Source organism: Paenibacillus sp. alder61 (assembly GCF_020179875.1).
In the GTDB taxonomy this organism is placed as follows: domain Bacteria; phylum Bacillota; class Bacilli; order Paenibacillales; family Paenibacillaceae; genus Fontibacillus; species Fontibacillus faecis.
The window spans coordinates 141,419-158,315 of the sequence record NZ_JAIUDG010000005.1; the positions used below are offsets into that span (position 1 = coordinate 141,419).

Sequence of the window (16,897 nt, forward strand, 5' to 3'; positions counted from 1 at the left end):
GATGGGGGACAAGCCATGTCAGGCCGGTGTGCTGGTCATCAGCCATGGTTCTCCCGACCCGCGTTGGGTTGAATTGGTCGATGAGGCCGTCGCAGTCGCGGCGGCCGGGCTGCCGGACGGACTGCCGATCGAGGCCTCTTTTCTCGAAACGGTGGAAGGACGGCTGATCCAGAATGGCATCGACCGGCTGGAGGCGCAAGGAGTCACGGATTTAATCGTCCTTCCGCTGTTCGTATCGTCCGGAAGCACGCATATCGATGAAATAGCTTATGCCTTAGGTATGAAGAACACGCCGGAGAAGGAGACCGACATGGAACGTCTCCGCTGCTCCGCACGCGTGTTTTTTGGCGATCCGATCGACGACGATCCGGTCATTGCCGAACTGGTCTGGGAAAAGGTCAAGCCGCTGTCTACGGACCCCGCACGGGAGGTCCTGCTTTTGGTCGGCCACGGCAGCATCCACGACGGCTTCCGGCAGCGCTGGGAGCAAGGGATTTCGTCGCTGGCGCTTCACACCGGCGAGGTTAGCGGGTTGGCCCATGCGGACTACGCGCTCCTGAATCCGGACAGCGTCCGCCGGAAGGTCGGCTACTGGAGCGAGGAACGCGGCTTCACGGTCCTTGTGGCTCCGCTGTTCCTGAGCGCGGGCTATTTTACGAAGACGGCGATTCCGTCACGGCTCGCCGGACTGACTTTCCGCTACTTGGGGGATGCCCTTCTGCCCCATCCCTTATTATCCCGCTGGATGTTAGGGCAGATATTGAATATAATGGGATCATTGGAGAGATAGCCTGCGGCATGGCTTTTTTGCCGACCGATCCCTATTTCCTGGGAAAAGGCTCTCCTTTGGGTAGGAGCCTTCTTTCATTTGGCTTCAGATGGGGTATACTTCAATCATAGGAGCCGAAAGTGGCATGGCTGGCCGGAAGGTGCAATACAAGACGACAAATAGGTGGAGTTCATGGCATGAAAAGAGCTAGGTTAATATATAATCCGACATCCGGGCGTGAAGAAATGAGGCGTCTGCTTCCCGATGTGCTGGACCGGCTGGATCTGGCCGGAATCGAAACCTCCTGTCACGCGACGACGGGAGAAGGGGATGCCGCGCGCGAAGCCGCTGAGGCCTGCGCCCGCGGATACGACATTATCATCGCGGCCGGCGGGGACGGGACCCTCAACGAGGTCGTCAACGGCATGGCCGGGCAGGCGGGGAAGGAATTTTTGCCGCCGCTCGGTATTTTTCCGCTCGGCACGACGAACGATTTCGCCCGGGCGATGAAGATCCCCAAGCGCTGGGAAGAATACTGCGATGTGGTGATCGAGAATAAAACCCGGCCGATCGACATCGGCAAGGTGAACGGGCGGCACTTCATCAACATCGCGGGCGGGGGCTCCCTGACCGAGTTGACGTATGAAGTGCCCAGCAAGCTGAAGACGCTGATCGGCCAGCTGGCTTATTATATGAAGGGCATCGAGAAGATGGCCAGCCTGTCGCCGACCCAACTCATCATCAACGCCGAGGGGCATGAGGTGATGGAGGGCGAATTCATGCTGTTCCTGATCGCGAACAGCAATTCGGTCGGCGGCTTCGAGAAGCTCGCCCCCGGCGCGGAGATCGACGACGGCATGCTCGACGTCATCGCCGTGCGCAAATGCAACCTGGCGGAGTTCATCCGCCTGGTCACGATGGCGCTGCGCGGCGATCACTTCAACGACCCGCACGTCGTCTATTTCAAGACGAGGCGGATGGAAGTGACCTCGCCGGGCAACGTGCTGCTCAACCTGGACGGCGAGCTCGGCGGCGAACTGCCCGGCGTGTTCGAGATCCTGCCGCAGCACTTGCGGATTTTTGCGTAGGCTGCGGGAGATGTGTGGCCGAGGGGCCGTGGGCCCGGGGCGGGACACGGGCTGGGCCTGGGAGCGCGGGATGGGCTGAGAGGCCTATGCGGCCAGAGCCGGGAGCTCGGGACAGGCTGGGGCCTAGGCGGCGATGCCGCGGCCTGAGCGGTGGACCGGGGCCTCGGACCGCTGACAAGCCGGGCCCGAAGCGGGGGCATCAGGGGCCGAACCTCCGGGTCGGCCGCTGGCAACCTCGGGCCACCTTGTAAGCCCAGCCCCCCGGGGCGATTAACTGGAATTTCTCCAGTTAATTTTCGAGTTCCGGGGCAGGGGAGCGAATTAAATGGAGCACTTACCGCTAATTGAGGCCAAAACGCGCAAAAGTACTATTTTCCCCAAAAATAGAGGTAGTTTTTCCAGTTAATTGTGTGGAAGAGGCGATAAAGCGGGAATTTAGCGGTATAAAATCCTGTTATTTTGAACAGAACATGACGAGTGTTGGAGAATCCCCTGCCTGGCGGCGGGGGTTTTGTGCGGATGGAAGCGGTTGGATGCAGGGATGACGTGATTGCGGGCGGGAGGATGGCCCTGCGTGATCCGTGCAGCTGAAACGGCCATGATCCGTTTGCGGTAAGTGTGTCAGGTGATTAGACGAGGTAAATCGCGCGAAGCGAGGCGGCTCGCGAATGCAGGAATAGAAGCGGAAATGAGGCATGGAGCATGAAGAAACAGCAGAGGCAGCGTGGGACGCAAAATGGGCAAGGGAAGCGCAGCGAAGCCAGGGAGAGCGGGGCCAAGGTAAAGGGCGCTGGCGGTGTAAATGGTCCAGGGCCGGGGTTGAGCCAAGGCCGGGAAACCGGGGCCAAGCGGGGCGGCCGGGGGCGCAGTGCCGGGAACGCGGGGGCGGCTGCTGCGGCGATCGCCGGGCTTCCTGTGGCCAAAAACGACGAGACCGTCATCGACATCATCGGCATGAACCATGACGGGGAGGGTGTGGGCCGCGCGGAGGGGTATACGCTTTTTGTGCAGGGAGCGCTGCCCGGTGAGCAGGTCCGGGTCAAGGTGCTCAAGACCAAAAAGCAGTACGGCTACGCCAAGCTGCTGGACGTGCTGACGCCGAGCCCGGACCGCGTGGCTGCGCCCTGCCCGATCTACGACCAGTGCGGCGGCTGCCAGCTGCAGCACTGGAGCTACGCCGGGCAGCTCGCCTGGAAGCGGCAGCACGTGGTCGATGCGCTGGAGCGCATCGGCAAGCTGCGCGTGGCGGGCGAGACCCGCGGCGGCGGTGCGGACGGCGCCGGTGCAACGACTGGCGCGGGCGCGGAGGCGGGGGCGGCGCCAGTGGCCGGGGACGCCGGCGGCCCGGGCGTCACGGTGCTGCCGACGCTCGGCATGGCCGAGCCTTGGCGCTACCGCAACAAGGCGCAGGTGCCGATCGGCGTCACCGACGGCGGCCTGGTCGGCGGCTTTTACGCGCGAGGCAGTCACCGCATCGTCGACATGGAAACGTGCCTGATTCAGCACGAACATAACGACGATGTCGTTTCCCGCGTCAAAGCGATCGGCCGCCAGCTTGGCGTCACCGCCTACAACGAGGAGACCGGGCGCGGCTTGCTGCGCCATGTCGTCGTGAAGAAGGCGTTCCGCACGGGCGAGATGATGCTGGTTCTCGTCACCAACGGGCGGGACATCCCGCATGCCGATGCCTGGATCGGCCTCATTCGGGAGCAAATCCCGCAGGTGGTCAGCATCTGCCAAAACGTGAACCCGAAGCAGACCAACGTCATCTTCGGGGACGAAACGCGCGTCCTGTGGGGGCGCGACGTGATTTATGATTATATCGGCGAGGTGCAGTTTGCGATCTCGGCGCGATCTTTTTACCAGGTGAATCCGGTGCAAACGGAAGTGCTGTATAACAAGACGGTGGAGTACGCCGGGTTGACCGGCAAGGAGACCGTCATCGACGCCTACTGCGGCATTGGTACGATCTCGCTGTTCTTGGCGCAGCACGCCGACCGGGTGTACGGGGTCGAAATCGTCAAAGAAGCGATCGAGGACGCGTGCAGCAATGCGCAGCTGAACGGGATGACCAACGTGAAGTTTGAGGTCGGCGCCTCGGAGGACGTAATTCCGCGCTGGAAGGCGCAGGGCGTTGAAGCCGACGTCATAGTCGTCGATCCGCCCCGCAAAGGCTGCGATCCTCGTCTCTTGGAGACGATCCTGCAGATGAAGCCGGAGCGCGTGGTGTACGTGAGCTGCAATCCGTCGACTTTGGCCCGGGATTTGCGCGTGCTGGAAGACGGCGGGTACCGGACGGTCGAGGTGCAGCCGGTGGATATGTTTCCGCATACGGTGCATGTGGAAGCTGTTTGTTCCTTGATTTATAAGGGTTTTGAGTGAAGTTTTTATTGGGGACGAAATGGTGACGAATTAATGTTGGAGGTTATTTTGCCTTCGTGGTCGGCAAAATGAAGTCAAACTTGTTTGCTGCTTCGTGGTCGGCTGATCTTAATAAATGTCCATATATTCATGGTCGTACCGATATTAGCATGTCCTAACCGTTCGGAAATGACTTTAGCATGGACACCCTGATTCAACAACAGGGTTGCCGATGTATGCCGAAGACTGTGGAAAGTGATGTAGGGTAGTTTATGTTTCAATAATAGATTTCTGAAATGAAGGTAGGGCGTTTCTGGATAGAACGGCTTACCTTCTTCATTGAAGAATAAAAAGAAGTGATCATCTCGTTTCCAAACAGTTTTAAGCTTCATTCGTTCTTTGCGGCAATGTAGATAATAATCGTTCAATTCGTCAGTAACAGATGACGGAAGGGCTACTTTTCGAAGGCTGTGCCTTGTCTTAGGTTCTTTAATGATGGGTTCTCCATCTTTGTATGCTGTTATGCTCTGCCTAATATCAATGACTCCGGTTTTTAAATCAATGTGTTTCCACTCTAATCCTAGCAATTTGCCTCGGTGCAGCCCCGTGGTTAGCGCCAGTGTAATCATCATTCTCCAATGGTATGGCTCATTTTGAAGAACCTCAAACAACTGGCGAACTTCCTCTTCGCTATAAACCTTAGTTTCTTTATACTTAACGCAAGGCCGCGCGACAATCGGCTACGGGATTGCTCTTAATAATTCTCCAACAGCGCGACTAAAGATATTCTTCAAAATCCGATACATCATAAACACACTGCCAGACGACAACTTCCTCTGTTTTCCATCTAACCGACTTCCATCCTGTTCAAATGAATCCAAGTAGTTCAGGATATGAATAGGCTTGATCTGATCAAGCCTGTGATGACCGAACACAGGAAGAATCCGCTTTTTTAAACAACGCTTATACGTGTTTAGAGTGGTGACTTCAAGATGTTTTATTGCATATTTCTTTTCCCATTCTTGGACAAAGGCCGAGAAGCGCATCTTCTCTGGCGCGATGTATTCTCCGGCTTCAACTTCAATCTTGAACTTAACTAGTTCATCATTGAAATAACCATTTAGCCGTTTCTTCGTTTTTAAAATTGATTTGTCTTCGATTTTAATGTATTGATTCTTTTAATACATCATGGCCTATGAGCTATTTAGTTGAAAGCTATGATTATAGGGTGGTAGGGGATTATTGGTCGATCTATCTAAGTAGGGCAAACCGAATAAAGAGAAATATCCAAGCAGTTAAGGATAGCTGGGAAGAACAAGAATAGCGCAGAAGTGGACTTCCACGCAGGAAAAGTATTTTGATCTTGCGTGGAAATATTATTTATAGAGGGATTATTGTCGGACGACAAGAACTTGACCCTATAAACGATAAGAACTTGCCCCATTTGTCGATAATGGAACATTCATTCGTGGATCTTTCCACCTCAAGAAAGAAACGACTGCCTTCAGTTAGGCAGCCGTTTGTTTCTTGTTCTAGCCCGCTATTTGTTGTTCTAGCCTAGATTGAACAATCATTGAATTAACGTCCCCGATACTTCAATGGACAGCGGATTTGGCCGCTGCCGTCGTTATCTAACTATCGAAGGAGCTCAATCGGCTCCGGTTTCCGCCTTGCGCAAATACGCCCCCGTTATCGAATGCTCGGCAGCAGCAAGCTGGACAGGAGTGCCTTCGAATACAATTCGGCCGCCCCGTTGGCCGCCCTCGGGGCCCATGTCAATGATCCAGTCTGCGCTCTTGATCACATCCAGGTTGTGTTCGATGACCACCACCGTGTTGCCCCCGTCGACCAAGCGATTCATAATGTCCATCAGACGGGAGATATCGGACATATGCAGTCCGGTTGTCGGCTCGTCCATTACATAGAGACTGCCTTCCTTGTGAAGTTCCCCGGCCAGTTTGATGCGTTGGCATTCCCCGCCCGACAAGGTGCTCAGAGGCTGGCCCAGCGTTATGTATCCGAGCCCCACATCCTCAAGCGTCCGCATTTGACGGAGCAGTTTCTTCCCGCTGAAGAACGCCGAAGCTTCCCGTACCGTCATAGCGAGGACGTCGCTGATGGATTTACCGTTCAGTTTATACTGTAGCACTTCATCGCTAAACCGCTTGCCCGAGCAAATTTCACATGTCGTCCTTACCGGCTCGAGAAAGGCCAAATCCGTGTAGATCATCCCAAGACCCTGACAGTTTGAACAGGCTCCCTTGGAATTGAAGCTGAACAGGGAAGCGCTCACCTTGTTGGCGGCTGCGAATAGCCGGCGGATCTCGTCCATTATCCCCGTATAGGTAGCCGGAGTGGAGCGGATGGACGTGCCCACGGCCGTCTGATCAATGACAATCGCTTCCGGATGCGATGGCAGGAATGCTCCATTAATCAACGTACTTTTGCCTGAGCCGGCTACTCCCGTTACCACGGTCAGCACACCGACGGGTATATCGACTGTCACATCCTTCAGATTATGCAGGCTGGCGCCGGCTACGGACATCCAGCCCTTGGGCACCCTGGTTGAAGTTTTCAAGGGCAGACTTTGCTTCAAGTATCGTCCTGTCAAGGTATCCGCGCGCAGCAAGCCCGTAAAGTCGCCTTCGTAGACGATTTCTCCGCCTCGAGTTCCCGCATGAGGTCCAACATCAATGATGTAATCGGCGATCTCCATGACTTCGCGGTCGTGTTCGACGACGAGCACGGTATTCCCTTTGTCCCGGAGCTGGCGCAGCATGCCGTTCAGACGATGGACATCCCGCGGATGCAGTCCGACACTCGGTTCATCGAAAATGTAGATCATGTCGGTAAGACTGCTGCTCAAATGACGGACCATCTTAATGCGCTGCGACTCCCCGCCCGACAAGGTTGCGGTTGGGCGGTCCAGACTCAGATACTCCAGCCCAATAGAGACCAGATGGTTTAACCGGATCAGAATCCCGCCAATCATCGGACCGGCAACGGGATCCCGAATGTTTTCAATCATACGTATTAGCTCGCTAATCTCCATCGCTGCGCATTGGGCAATGTTGTATCCGTTAATCCGGCAGCCCAAGGCCGCTTGATTTAGCCGGCTTCCCATGCAAAGGTTACACTCGCTATAGGTTAAAAAGCGGTCAAGAGTTTCGCGTTTGGCATCTGACATCTCGCTGCTGTCTCGCTTTAAATACAGGCGGGTGAGCTTGGGCAGCAGACCTTCATATTCCGATTCGATATCTCCGCCTTTGGTGCGGTATACGATCTTGCTTTCTTTACCGTGGAGGAGGGTATCCCATTCTGTCGGCGTATAGTCGGCAAGCCGCTTGTCGTTATCGAACAAGCCGGAATGGGTATACGTATTCAAGTACCAGCTTCCTACTTTAAATACGGGGAACAGGATTGCGCCTTCATTCAGCGACTTGGACCTGTCGAGCAGCTTGTCCATATCAAACTGCACCACCTGTCCGACTCCGGAGCATTCCGGGCACATGCCGGCCGGGTCGTTAAACGAGAAACAATGTGAAGAGCCGACAAAAGGCTTGCCGATTCTGGAGAAAAGCAACCGGAGCATGGCATAAATATCCGTGATGGTGCCGACCGTCGAACGGGAGTTTCCGCCGAGTCGTTTCTGGTCGATAACAACCGCCGTGGACAAGTTCTCGATGAGATCGGCATCCGGTTGTTGAACCCGGGGCAGCCGATTGCGGATGAATGCGGTAAAAGTCTCATTAAGCTGCCTCTGAGCTTCTGCGCTTACGGTGTCGAATACCAATGAAGATTTGCCCGAGCCCGAGACGCCGGTGAAGATTGTGATTTTTCGCTTCGGTATACGGACATTCACGTTTTTCAGGTTATTCTCGCGTGCTCCTTTGATTATGATATCTTCGACGTCCATAGACTTCACCTCGGATTTCTATTTTCTTAGCTTTTATAACGGAATAATCACGACGACAGATGTCATGATTAGACGAATGTTCTCAGTACAGATAAGGTTTGTTCGGCACCCGGAAGGCTAACGATGCGAAATGAAAAAACGGCGGTCGAAGACCAGAAAATATAGTCGTAGACTTGCCGCTTTTAATATGAAACTAACGATCTTATCAATGGAATGTGCAATATTATTAGTTCCCATCAAAATGATATATTAGTTGTACAACGCCTGAGGAGAACGTTCTTGTATGAACCATTTTTAAATTCAACCTCTGTTTTATATCCACAAAAAGCGGTTTCCCTTCTCCCAAAACAACAGGGTGAACAGATAATCTAAATTCATCAACAAGTCCTAAATTGATAAAAGTTGTAATAAGACTTGCTCCACCATATAGCCAGATGTCTTTACCAGGCTTATTCTTTAATTTATTTACTTCCTCAAGAATACTATCATTTATGAATATTGCTTTATTATCAGTCCCCTTTTGCGTCCTGGAAAACACATATTTCTCTTTATTATGAACCAATTCCCAAAACTCTTTTTCAGAATCCGTATGTTCAATTTCCGGAGTAAATTGTCCCCATAATTCATAGCTTTTTCTTCCATATAAAATTGTATCAATTTGTTTTAAAAAATTATTAAACCCCATCTCAGAGTCCATAATGCACCAATCGACTTCACCACTTTTCCCTTCAATAAAACCATCTAAAGTAACCGCTAAATCTAAAATTATTCTTCGTTTCATGATTTGTTACTCCTCTCGTTAATCTAACGCCTATTATAGACCTCAAATACGTCACCTTATGTCATATTAATAAAAGAGAGGATAACTTTTTAACAATGTTGTCCGTCAGAGCGATTCCTCAAAAGCAACAAGCATTTCTTCTACGTGGGTTCTCATCAACCATTGAAAAAAGTGTTAAAACGTCAACAACAGTCATCCCCGCTATGAACCAGATCATGCCATTCACCTTCCGTCCAGACGCCGCTTGACCTGATTTAACTTGTCTAATAGTCTTTTTTGAAACTCCTCTTTTAGTTAATCCATCGATCCGGCCAAAGGTACTTTCAAGGACGAGAGAAAGCCGCTCGTTTCCCGACAGGGGAACTGAGCGGCAACATAATGCAGGGTCAGGGAGTGACCGCGGTCCGTGGTACTTTTCTTATTATCTGCTAGACAGTGTATTTAGATTGGATTGATTAAATGAATCCACCATTAACACGGATGGTTTGTCCCGTAACCCACTGCGATTCTTCGCTCGCAAGAAAGAGGATCACACCTGCAATGTCCTCGGTCTCTCCGAGACGTCCAAAGGCGTTCATGTTGGCTAGTCCCTGGATTTGTTCAGGTGTTTTGCCAACCGTGAAAAGCTCGGTATTTATAGGGCCTGGTGCTACAGCATTAATCGTAATTTTTTTATTTCCAAGCTCTTTGGCCAATTGCCGCGTGAATTGTTCAACGGCTCCTTTGGAGCCCGCATAAAGACTGTATGCAGGGAACATCTGACCCGCCACTGAAGTGGAAAAGTTGATAATGCGGCCATTCGCGTTTAAATGCTTAGCAGCAAGCTGGCATGAGAAATAGGTCCCTTTGACATTAATCGCAAATAGCTGGTCGTAATCCGCTTCCGTAACATCGCCAACAGGTTTTGTAATGATGATCCCCGCGTTATTCACCACAATATCAAGCTTTCCGAACGTTTTCATGGTTTCTTGATAGAGTCTCTCCAACTCGCTCAATCGGCTGATATCGGCCTGAATTGCTGCGGCTTCACCGCCATTCCTTTGAATGTTCTGTACAACGTCTGCCGCCTGATCTGCACGATTCGCAAAGTTGATAACGACCTTGGCGCCATGATTCGCTAAATACTCGGCAATGGTTCTGCCGATTCCTCTGGATGCTCCGGTGACCAAGGCAACTTTGCCGGCAAGCTTTTTATCCATTTCAGCAAGCTCTCCTTTCTAATCTGTTTTAAAGGGGAACATTAAGCAAACGGGTAATCCATAACGACGATTCCTTCAACAAACGGGCCAATGGATTGCAATAATCCTTGATGCAGGGGGTGCTGAATATAATCCCGGCAAGCCTGTTGATCCTCGAAAGTGACTCTGATTCCCAACGTAAACCCGTGCATATGCTCTATTTCCTCCGTAACGTTAATTCCGGCGCTAAGTTCCACAATCCCCGGAATATTCCCTTTAAAGTCATATGCGCGTTTTATTGCACTTTCTTTTACTTCAATAGAAACATCGGGCTTGAATTTTAATAGCACGATATGCTCAAACATCTTACTCCCTCCTAGGTTTCTAGTTATTTTTGACTTTGGAGCTGCTTCAATTGGGAGAGCTCTTTCATCCATTTCACGAAATTGTCGGTTACAAGATCAAGGTACTGAATGATAGGATCATCAGCCAGCTCACCCTTCTCGTTAAACTTCTCATGAACAAGACCAATGTACACTTCATTTCCAGGCAACAACGGCGAGGAAATACCGGATGCGAACAGAATGTCACGCAGATGGCCCTGCGCTTTGACCGAACCCAATAATCCCATGGAAGATCCGACGATCCATGAGGGCTTCCCGATCATGACTCGATCCACGCGGGATAACCAGTCAATCGCGTTCGCCATGACGCCGGGAATGGTCGAATTATATTCCGGAGTGATCCACAACACCGCGTCGGCAGCGGCGACTTTTGCCTTAAAATCGATCACCGGCTGCGGCGGAACAGATTCGATATCCTGATCGTAAAAGGGGAGGTCCCGAATGTTCAGCACATCCAACTGAAAAAGATGCTGATAACGGTTTTGAATATAACGAGCTAACTTCAGGTTGTATGATTCCTTGCGAATGCTTCCGACTATGGCGGCTACTTTCATTTTCATCACCTCATATGCATAGGGTCTGAATGGCGTTGAACAGGTAGGGCGGATCCCCCCATGTCTATCCATTCTTGCTATTCCTCCTAAGGAGGACATAAACTAGTCTATATGGACCCGAAGAGGCTAGGAAGAGATCTAGTTATCGTAGGATTAAGAGTCCTACGTTCATGAATGGGTAGGAGGTATGGCGGACATGGCAAACAGATTGGACCGTTATGAGGAATTGTCCCGTTTTTTGCGTTCACGCCGTGAACGAATAACCCCAGAGCAAGCAGGGGTGCCGGATTCCGGACGCAGACGAACACCCGGACTTCGCCGCAGCGAGGTAGCTCTGCTGGCAGATGTGGGATTGGATTGGTATACCTATTTGGAACAAGGGCGTCATATCAACGTATCCGCTGAGGTCCTTGATCGAATAGCGAAGGTGCTTCGGTTAGATGAGTCGGAACGCAGGCATCTGTACCATCTTGCCCGTAAACAATTTCCCTTGATCGGTACGAAGCAACCCTCTAAGGTAACGCCGGAGCTTCAACGTTTTTTGGATAGCCAGAACCTTTCCCCTACGAATGTCATGGATGCGCGCATGAACATCATTGCCTGGAATGAAGCTTACTGCGCATTAAATGGGAATCTCACGGTGATGTCGGAGAGGGAGCGTAATTTGGTATGGATGACGTTTACTTCTCCCCGTTTCCGCTTTCTGAAGGGAGACCAATGGGAGCTGCATGCTCGGCGAATCGTTGCTAATTTCCATGCCGGGTATGCTTGTCACGTCGACGATCCTTGGTGGTCCGAGCAGTTCGAGGCGCTTTCACAAGCTAGCAGGGAGTTTCGGGAATTTTGGGATTCCCAAGAGGTGCTCGATGCTATTGATGCACCTAAGACGCTGCATTGTCCGAATCTCGGGATCTTGAATTTTGATCTTGTTTCGTTTCATTACTTGAACGATTCTAATTTGACCGTTTCCATTCATGTTCCTCATCCCGATGGCACGGTGGATAAGATGCAGCAACTGTTAATCGATTATCAGAGCCAGCATTCAGAGGAGCTTGAATCTTCTTCAAGAGTTTAGAATGCCGGAGGATTGAGTTGAAGGTGGAGGCGGCGATGCTAAATGTCCAAAGAAGGGCTTAAGCATACGACACATGTGGAGTGCTGTGTCGCTTGTGTGGAGGAAAGGTTCGAGCCGTTATATAACCTGACTGTTGAAAGCCCGAAGGTTGGTGCACCTCTGAAGAAGGAAGAAATCGAGAAAGCAAAGGAAAAAATGCCAAACACACCTCCAACAGAAGGTGCTGGCCCAGCCCCAGCTTCTAACTAAAAAGAGGATGTAAGTCAAACATTATAATCTTTATTGCGAAGGGATTCTACAAGGGGAATTCCTTTTTTTCTTGACGCCGACACAAAAGAACAAATCTGCGAAATCCCGATCATGAAAGTATCCCCGTTACGGGCGCGGAATGCCTTTTTTGCTGGAAAGATCTTGTTGTTACCCGCGCGCAAACCTTTGGGATAATGAAAGAAGTTCAGAAAAGAAGATAAAATTGAACAAATGGAACAATTTTGGTATATTGAGGTAGAGCCATTTCTTTTTAAACACAGGTTTTTTATATGAAACGAAGATTTTATGTTTGTGCCGGTGACGCCAGGATCAGGACGTTTCGGGCGGAAAGGCAGGTTCATCCTTGGCTATAAATCGTAAAGAAGAGATTGTAAAATTGCTCAAACAAAACGGGAATGCGAAAGTGGCGGATTTGAGCAAGTTATTTGGCGTTACGGAAGAAACGATCCGGCGGGACTTGGACCGGCTGGAGGCGGATGGCGTCATTTTGCGGACGCACGGCGGTGCGGTGCTCGTACCGAAGGAGAAAGGGTTCGAACCGCCGGTATTGCAGAGGGAATCGATTCATTTGGAACAAAAAGAAGCGATCGGCAAATACGCCGCGTCCCTTGTCGAAGAAGGGGAAATTATCGCTCTGGACGCCAGCACGACGTGTCTACAGCTCGTCAAGCATTTGCCGGACAGGCCGTTGACGGTGTTGACCTATTCGCTGGCCGTTGTCAACGAGCTGATCAAGAAAAAAGAGATTTCCGTCATTTTGATCGGCGGCAACTTCGACAGCGATTCGATGGCAATCACCGGCATGTCGGCGGAAAATATGGTAGAAGCGTATCACGTGGACAAATTTTTCTTCTCCTGCCAAGGTTTCGACGACCAGCGCGGCGTGAGCGAACCCTACGAGGCGCACGCCAGGTTGAAAGAGAAAATATTGAACATCTCGGACCAACATATTTTGGTGGCGGACAGCAGCAAGTTTGGCAAAAAGTCGTTGATCCGCCTGCTTGGCCTCGAAGATGTGGATTTGTTGATTACGGACACGAAAATGGCGAACTCTGATGTTCAATTGCTGAAAGACAAAGGAATAAACATCGTAAGAACATCTTAAACACTCCTTAGAATCGCTGAAAATACGCGCAAGAGACCGGGTGCTAACATGGCATCCGGTCTCTTTTTGTCTGATTCAAAAAAATAAATGTTGAAAACAAAGATTATTATAGTGTAAAATGCAGATATTGAACGCGTTTTCAATGTGGTTCAAATAAAAAACAGAGAAACTCTTTGGGATCAAGAAGAGGTCAGTAAGGGAGTGGGAGAAATGGCTTTCATCGGGCCGTCCCTCATGTGCGCCAACTTTGGCAAACTGCAGGAAAATATCGAGCAGTTGGAACTTGGGGGAGTGGATTATTATCATTTCGACATCATGGACGGGAATTTCGTTCCGAACTTTACGATGGGGCCGGATATGGTGAAATCGTTGCGTGGATTCACGAAGAAACCGTTCGACGTTCACATGATGGTGGAAGCGCCGGAGAGATACATCGAATTGTTTGCGAGTGCGGGTGCCGACATGATCTCGATTCACGCAGAGACGAAGACTCATCTCCAACGGGGTCTGCAGCAAATTCGCAATCTCGGGCTCAAGGCTGGCGTGGCGCTCAATCCATCGACTCCGCTGGCGGTGTTGGAATACGTTCTGGACGTGACGGACTATGTCTGTCTCATGACGGTGAATCCGGGTTTCGCAGGCCAAAAGTTCATTCCGAGCATGTACCAAAAAATATCCGACCTTAAAACGTTGATCGACCGCCGGAAAGTCGACGTAAAAATTCAAGTGGATGGAAATATTAGTTACGATACCATTCCGAAAGTGATGGAGCGCGGGGCGGATATGCTCGTGTGCGGCACATCCAGTTTGTTCTATGGCAACGATTTAGAGAAAAACACGATTGCGTTGAAACAATTTATTGCGGGTGAACAAAAACGGCTCAATATGGAGCTACCCGGATAAAAAAGGGGATAATTCGATGATTACAGTGGTCGGCAGCATCAATATGGATGTCGTTACGGTAGTTGATAAATACCCACTCTACGGCGAAACGAAAATCGGTAAATCGGTCGAGATGCTGCCGGGCGGCAAAGGCGCGAACCAAGCCGCCACGTGCGGCAAGCTGGGAGCGAGTGTAGCGCTGATCGGCTGTGTCGGAAACGATCAGGCCGGCGACCTGCTCGTACAGTCGTTAAAGGAAAACAACGTCAGCGACGCCCTGCTCGCCAGGACGGACGAAGCTTCGACGGGCACAGTTATCGTCACGATCGACGAGACAGCGGAAAACACGATGATCGTCATCAAAGGCGCGAACGAGCGGCTGACGAAGACTCACATCGACGCATGCGAAGAACGCATTAAAGCGAGCAGCGTGCTGCTCGTGCAAATGGAGGTGCCGCACGACGTCGTCCTGTACGCGATGGAGACAGCGAAAAAGCATGGAGTTTACATCATCCTGGATCCCGCGCCGGCGGAAGGCTTAACGCTCGACATGGTGAAACATGCGGATCTTATAACGCCGAACAGGCAAGAGACGAGACATTTGACCGGCATCGACGTCACCGACGAAGCGACGGCGAACGAAGCGGCGAAAAGGTTCGAACAAGCGGGCGTCAAGAGCAGCATCATTAAAATGGCGGAACAAGGTTCCGTACTATACACGGAAGGGAAAGCCTTCAGGATCGAAGGCATTCGGGTCAACGCGGTAAGTACAGTGGGTGCGGGCGATTCGTTTGCAGGCGCTTTAGCCGCTGCATTGGACGACGGTGCGACGCTTCTGGAAGCGGCACGGTTCGCGACCGCGGTGAGCGCTTTGAAAGTGACGCGGCTCGGGGCGCAAAAAGGCCTCCCGACGCGGAGCGAATTGGAAGCGTTTTGCCGAGAACGCGGGATTCCCCTTGACGTGCGGAAAAACGAGGGAGGTGTATCGTAAATGGAATATTTGCTGCAAATGCGCGGCGTAAGCAAGACGTATCCCGGGGTCAAAGCGCTGGACAACGTACAGCTGGCCATTAAGCCCGGCGAAGTGCACGCCTTGATCGGCGAAAACGGAGCGGGCAAATCGACGCTAATGAAAATATTGGTTGGAGCCGAGCGGCCGGACGACGGAGCGGACATCGTGTTCGAGGGTGAAAAGGTGCAGTTCCAAAAGCCGATCGACGCGACGCTTCGCGGTATAGCCATGATTTATCAGGATTTGAGTTTATTTCCGAACCTTTCCATCTCCGAAAACATTTGTATCGGTCGTGAAAGCGCTAGCAAAGCATTGTCGCGGGTGCCTTGGAGCCGCATGAAAATACTTGCGGAGGAGGCGCTGGCTGAGCTCGGACTTGAGGTTGACGTGTCCATGCCGCTGGAAAAACTGAGCATTGCGAAACAGCAATTGGTGGCGATCGCAAGATCCCTCGTTTTCGACTCGAAGCTGATCATTATGGACGAGCCGACTTCCTCTCTCTCTTCGGGCGAGGTGGAACAATTATACAAAATCATCGAAAATTTACGCGCGAAAGGCATCGCCATCATTTATATCAGCCACAAATTGAAAGAGTTGTTCAAGGTCGCACACCGGTTCACGGTCCTGCGCGACGGCAAATTCGTAGGCAGTTACGACAAAGAAGAGCTGGATGAGGACAAATTGATCGGATTGATGGTCGGCCGGAAAATCGAAATAGTAGAACGGTCGGATGTGTCACAAGCGGGCGCGGAAGTGCTTCGCGTCGAAGGGCTGTCGAAGCGCGGCAACTTCAAAGACATTTCGTTTACGCTGCGCGAAGGTGAAATCGTCGGCATTACTGGTCTTGTCGGTTCGGGGCGGACGGAGCTCGCTCAGGCGTTGTTCGGGCTGAACAAGCCGGACTCCGGTGTCGTTTACATCTCGGGCAAGCAAGTCGACATTAAATCGTCGGGCGACGCGGTGAAGCACAAGATGGCTTATATCCCCGAAAGCCGGCAAACGCAAGGGCTGTTTTTGCGCCAATCGATGATCGACAATATTTCGGTGACGGTGTTAGGGCAAATGAAAAATAAGCTCGGCCTCCTCGATCGGGCGGAAGAAGAGAGGCTTGCGGACAATTTCGTTAAAATTCTCGACATTCGTCCGCCGTTGCCGGCGATGAACGCCGGGCAATTGTCGGGCGGAAACCAGCAGAAGATCGTCATTGCCAAATGGTTGACAACCGAACCGAAAATATTGATTATCGACGAACCAACCAACGGCATCGACATCGGTGCCAAGACGGAAATTCACCGGTTGCTGCGGCGGCTGCTCAACAAAGGCATGGGCATCATCGTCATTTCCAGCGAACTGCCGGAAGTGCTTGCGGTAAGCGACCGTATCCTCGTCATGCGGCAAGGACGCCTATCCGGTGAGCTCGACATCAAAGAAGCGACGCAAGAGAAAATTATGAATCTGGCGGTCCTGGGCTCGCATCACCAACAAACCCAAAACGCTTAGGA

General features: G+C 51.5%; 16 protein-coding genes. 9 read left to right on the forward strand and 7 right to left on the reverse strand.

The annotated features are described in order from the left end of the window. Position 1 precedes the first annotated feature (1 nt). From LBW89_RS06955 to rlmD, 3 genes are all read left to right on the forward strand, one after another. On the forward strand, positions 2-790 hold the full coding sequence (locus LBW89_RS06955) for a sirohydrochlorin chelatase (protein ID WP_225038820.1): 789 nt from the start codon (positions 2-4) through the stop codon (positions 788-790). A gap of 176 nt (positions 791-966) precedes the next feature. Next, positions 967-1,857, forward strand: a complete 891-nt coding sequence (locus LBW89_RS06960) for a diacylglycerol kinase (RefSeq protein ID WP_225038821.1) — start codon at positions 967-969, stop codon at positions 1,855-1,857. A 702-nt stretch (positions 1,858-2,559) separates the two neighbouring features. Continuing rightward, complete coding sequence (rlmD, locus tag LBW89_RS06965) at positions 2,560-4,239, forward strand: 23S rRNA (uracil(1939)-C(5))-methyltransferase RlmD (protein WP_225038822.1); 1,680 nt, start codon at positions 2,560-2,562, stop codon at positions 4,237-4,239. 74 nt (positions 4,240-4,313) lie between these two features. On the opposite strand, the gene LBW89_RS06970 is transcribed toward rlmD, so the two are convergent. The 7 genes from LBW89_RS06970 to LBW89_RS07000 form a co-directional block, all read right to left on the reverse strand. After that, positions 4,314-4,889, reverse strand: coding sequence for a site-specific integrase (locus LBW89_RS06970; RefSeq protein ID WP_263639053.1), 576 nt, complete (start codon positions 4,887-4,889; stop codon positions 4,314-4,316). A gap of 69 nt (positions 4,890-4,958) precedes the next feature. Beyond that, positions 4,959-5,264, reverse strand: a complete 306-nt coding sequence (locus tag LBW89_RS06975; protein WP_225038823.1) for an N-terminal phage integrase SAM-like domain-containing protein — start codon at positions 5,262-5,264, stop codon at positions 4,959-4,961. A 602-nt stretch (positions 5,265-5,866) separates the two neighbouring features. Then, positions 5,867-8,134 (reverse strand): ATP-binding cassette domain-containing protein, encoded by a 2,268-nt coding sequence (locus tag LBW89_RS06980; protein WP_225038824.1) that lies wholly within the window; start codon positions 8,132-8,134, stop codon positions 5,867-5,869. Positions 8,135-8,360: 226 nt separating this feature from the next. Beyond that, positions 8,361-8,915 carry a dihydrofolate reductase family protein gene (locus LBW89_RS06985; protein WP_225038825.1) on the reverse strand — a complete coding sequence of 185 codons (555 nt, stop codon included), beginning with the start codon at positions 8,913-8,915 and terminating at the stop codon, positions 8,361-8,363. Positions 8,916-9,370: 455 nt separating this feature from the next. Further along, on the reverse strand, positions 9,371-10,114 hold the full coding sequence (locus LBW89_RS06990; RefSeq protein ID WP_225038826.1) for an SDR family oxidoreductase: 744 nt from the start codon (positions 10,112-10,114) through the stop codon (positions 9,371-9,373). Positions 10,115-10,155: 41 nt separating this feature from the next. Further along, positions 10,156-10,458, reverse strand: coding sequence for a Dabb family protein (locus LBW89_RS06995; protein WP_225038827.1), 303 nt, complete (start codon positions 10,456-10,458; stop codon positions 10,156-10,158). A gap of 23 nt (positions 10,459-10,481) precedes the next feature. After that, positions 10,482-11,051, reverse strand: coding sequence for an NADPH-dependent FMN reductase (locus LBW89_RS07000; protein ID WP_225038884.1), 570 nt, complete (start codon positions 11,049-11,051; stop codon positions 10,482-10,484). A gap of 196 nt (positions 11,052-11,247) precedes the next feature. Here LBW89_RS07000 and LBW89_RS07005 point away from each other — a divergent pair, with 196 nt between their 5' ends. The 6 genes from LBW89_RS07005 (at position 11,248) to LBW89_RS07030 (ending at position 16,895) form a co-directional block, all read left to right on the forward strand. Continuing rightward, on the forward strand, positions 11,248-12,126 hold the full coding sequence (locus tag LBW89_RS07005; protein ID WP_225038828.1) for a helix-turn-helix transcriptional regulator: 879 nt from the start codon (positions 11,248-11,250) through the stop codon (positions 12,124-12,126). A gap of 42 nt (positions 12,127-12,168) precedes the next feature. After that, positions 12,169-12,375 carry a hypothetical protein gene (locus LBW89_RS07010; protein WP_225038829.1) on the forward strand — a complete coding sequence of 69 codons (207 nt, stop codon included), beginning with the start codon at positions 12,169-12,171 and terminating at the stop codon, positions 12,373-12,375. Positions 12,376-12,739: 364 nt separating this feature from the next. After that, complete coding sequence (locus LBW89_RS07015; RefSeq protein WP_225038830.1) at positions 12,740-13,501, forward strand: DeoR/GlpR family DNA-binding transcription regulator; 762 nt, start codon at positions 12,740-12,742, stop codon at positions 13,499-13,501. 210 nt (positions 13,502-13,711) lie between these two features. Next, complete coding sequence (rpe, locus tag LBW89_RS07020; protein ID WP_225038831.1) at positions 13,712-14,404, forward strand: ribulose-phosphate 3-epimerase; 693 nt, start codon at positions 13,712-13,714, stop codon at positions 14,402-14,404. A 16-nt stretch (positions 14,405-14,420) separates the two neighbouring features. Further along, on the forward strand, positions 14,421-15,374 hold the full coding sequence (gene rbsK / locus LBW89_RS07025) for a ribokinase (RefSeq protein WP_225038832.1): 954 nt from the start codon (positions 14,421-14,423) through the stop codon (positions 15,372-15,374). Continuing rightward, entirely contained in the window at positions 15,375-16,895 is a 1,521-nt protein-coding gene (locus LBW89_RS07030; protein WP_225038833.1) for a sugar ABC transporter ATP-binding protein, read from the forward strand. Positions 16,896-16,897: the final 2 nt, after the last annotated feature.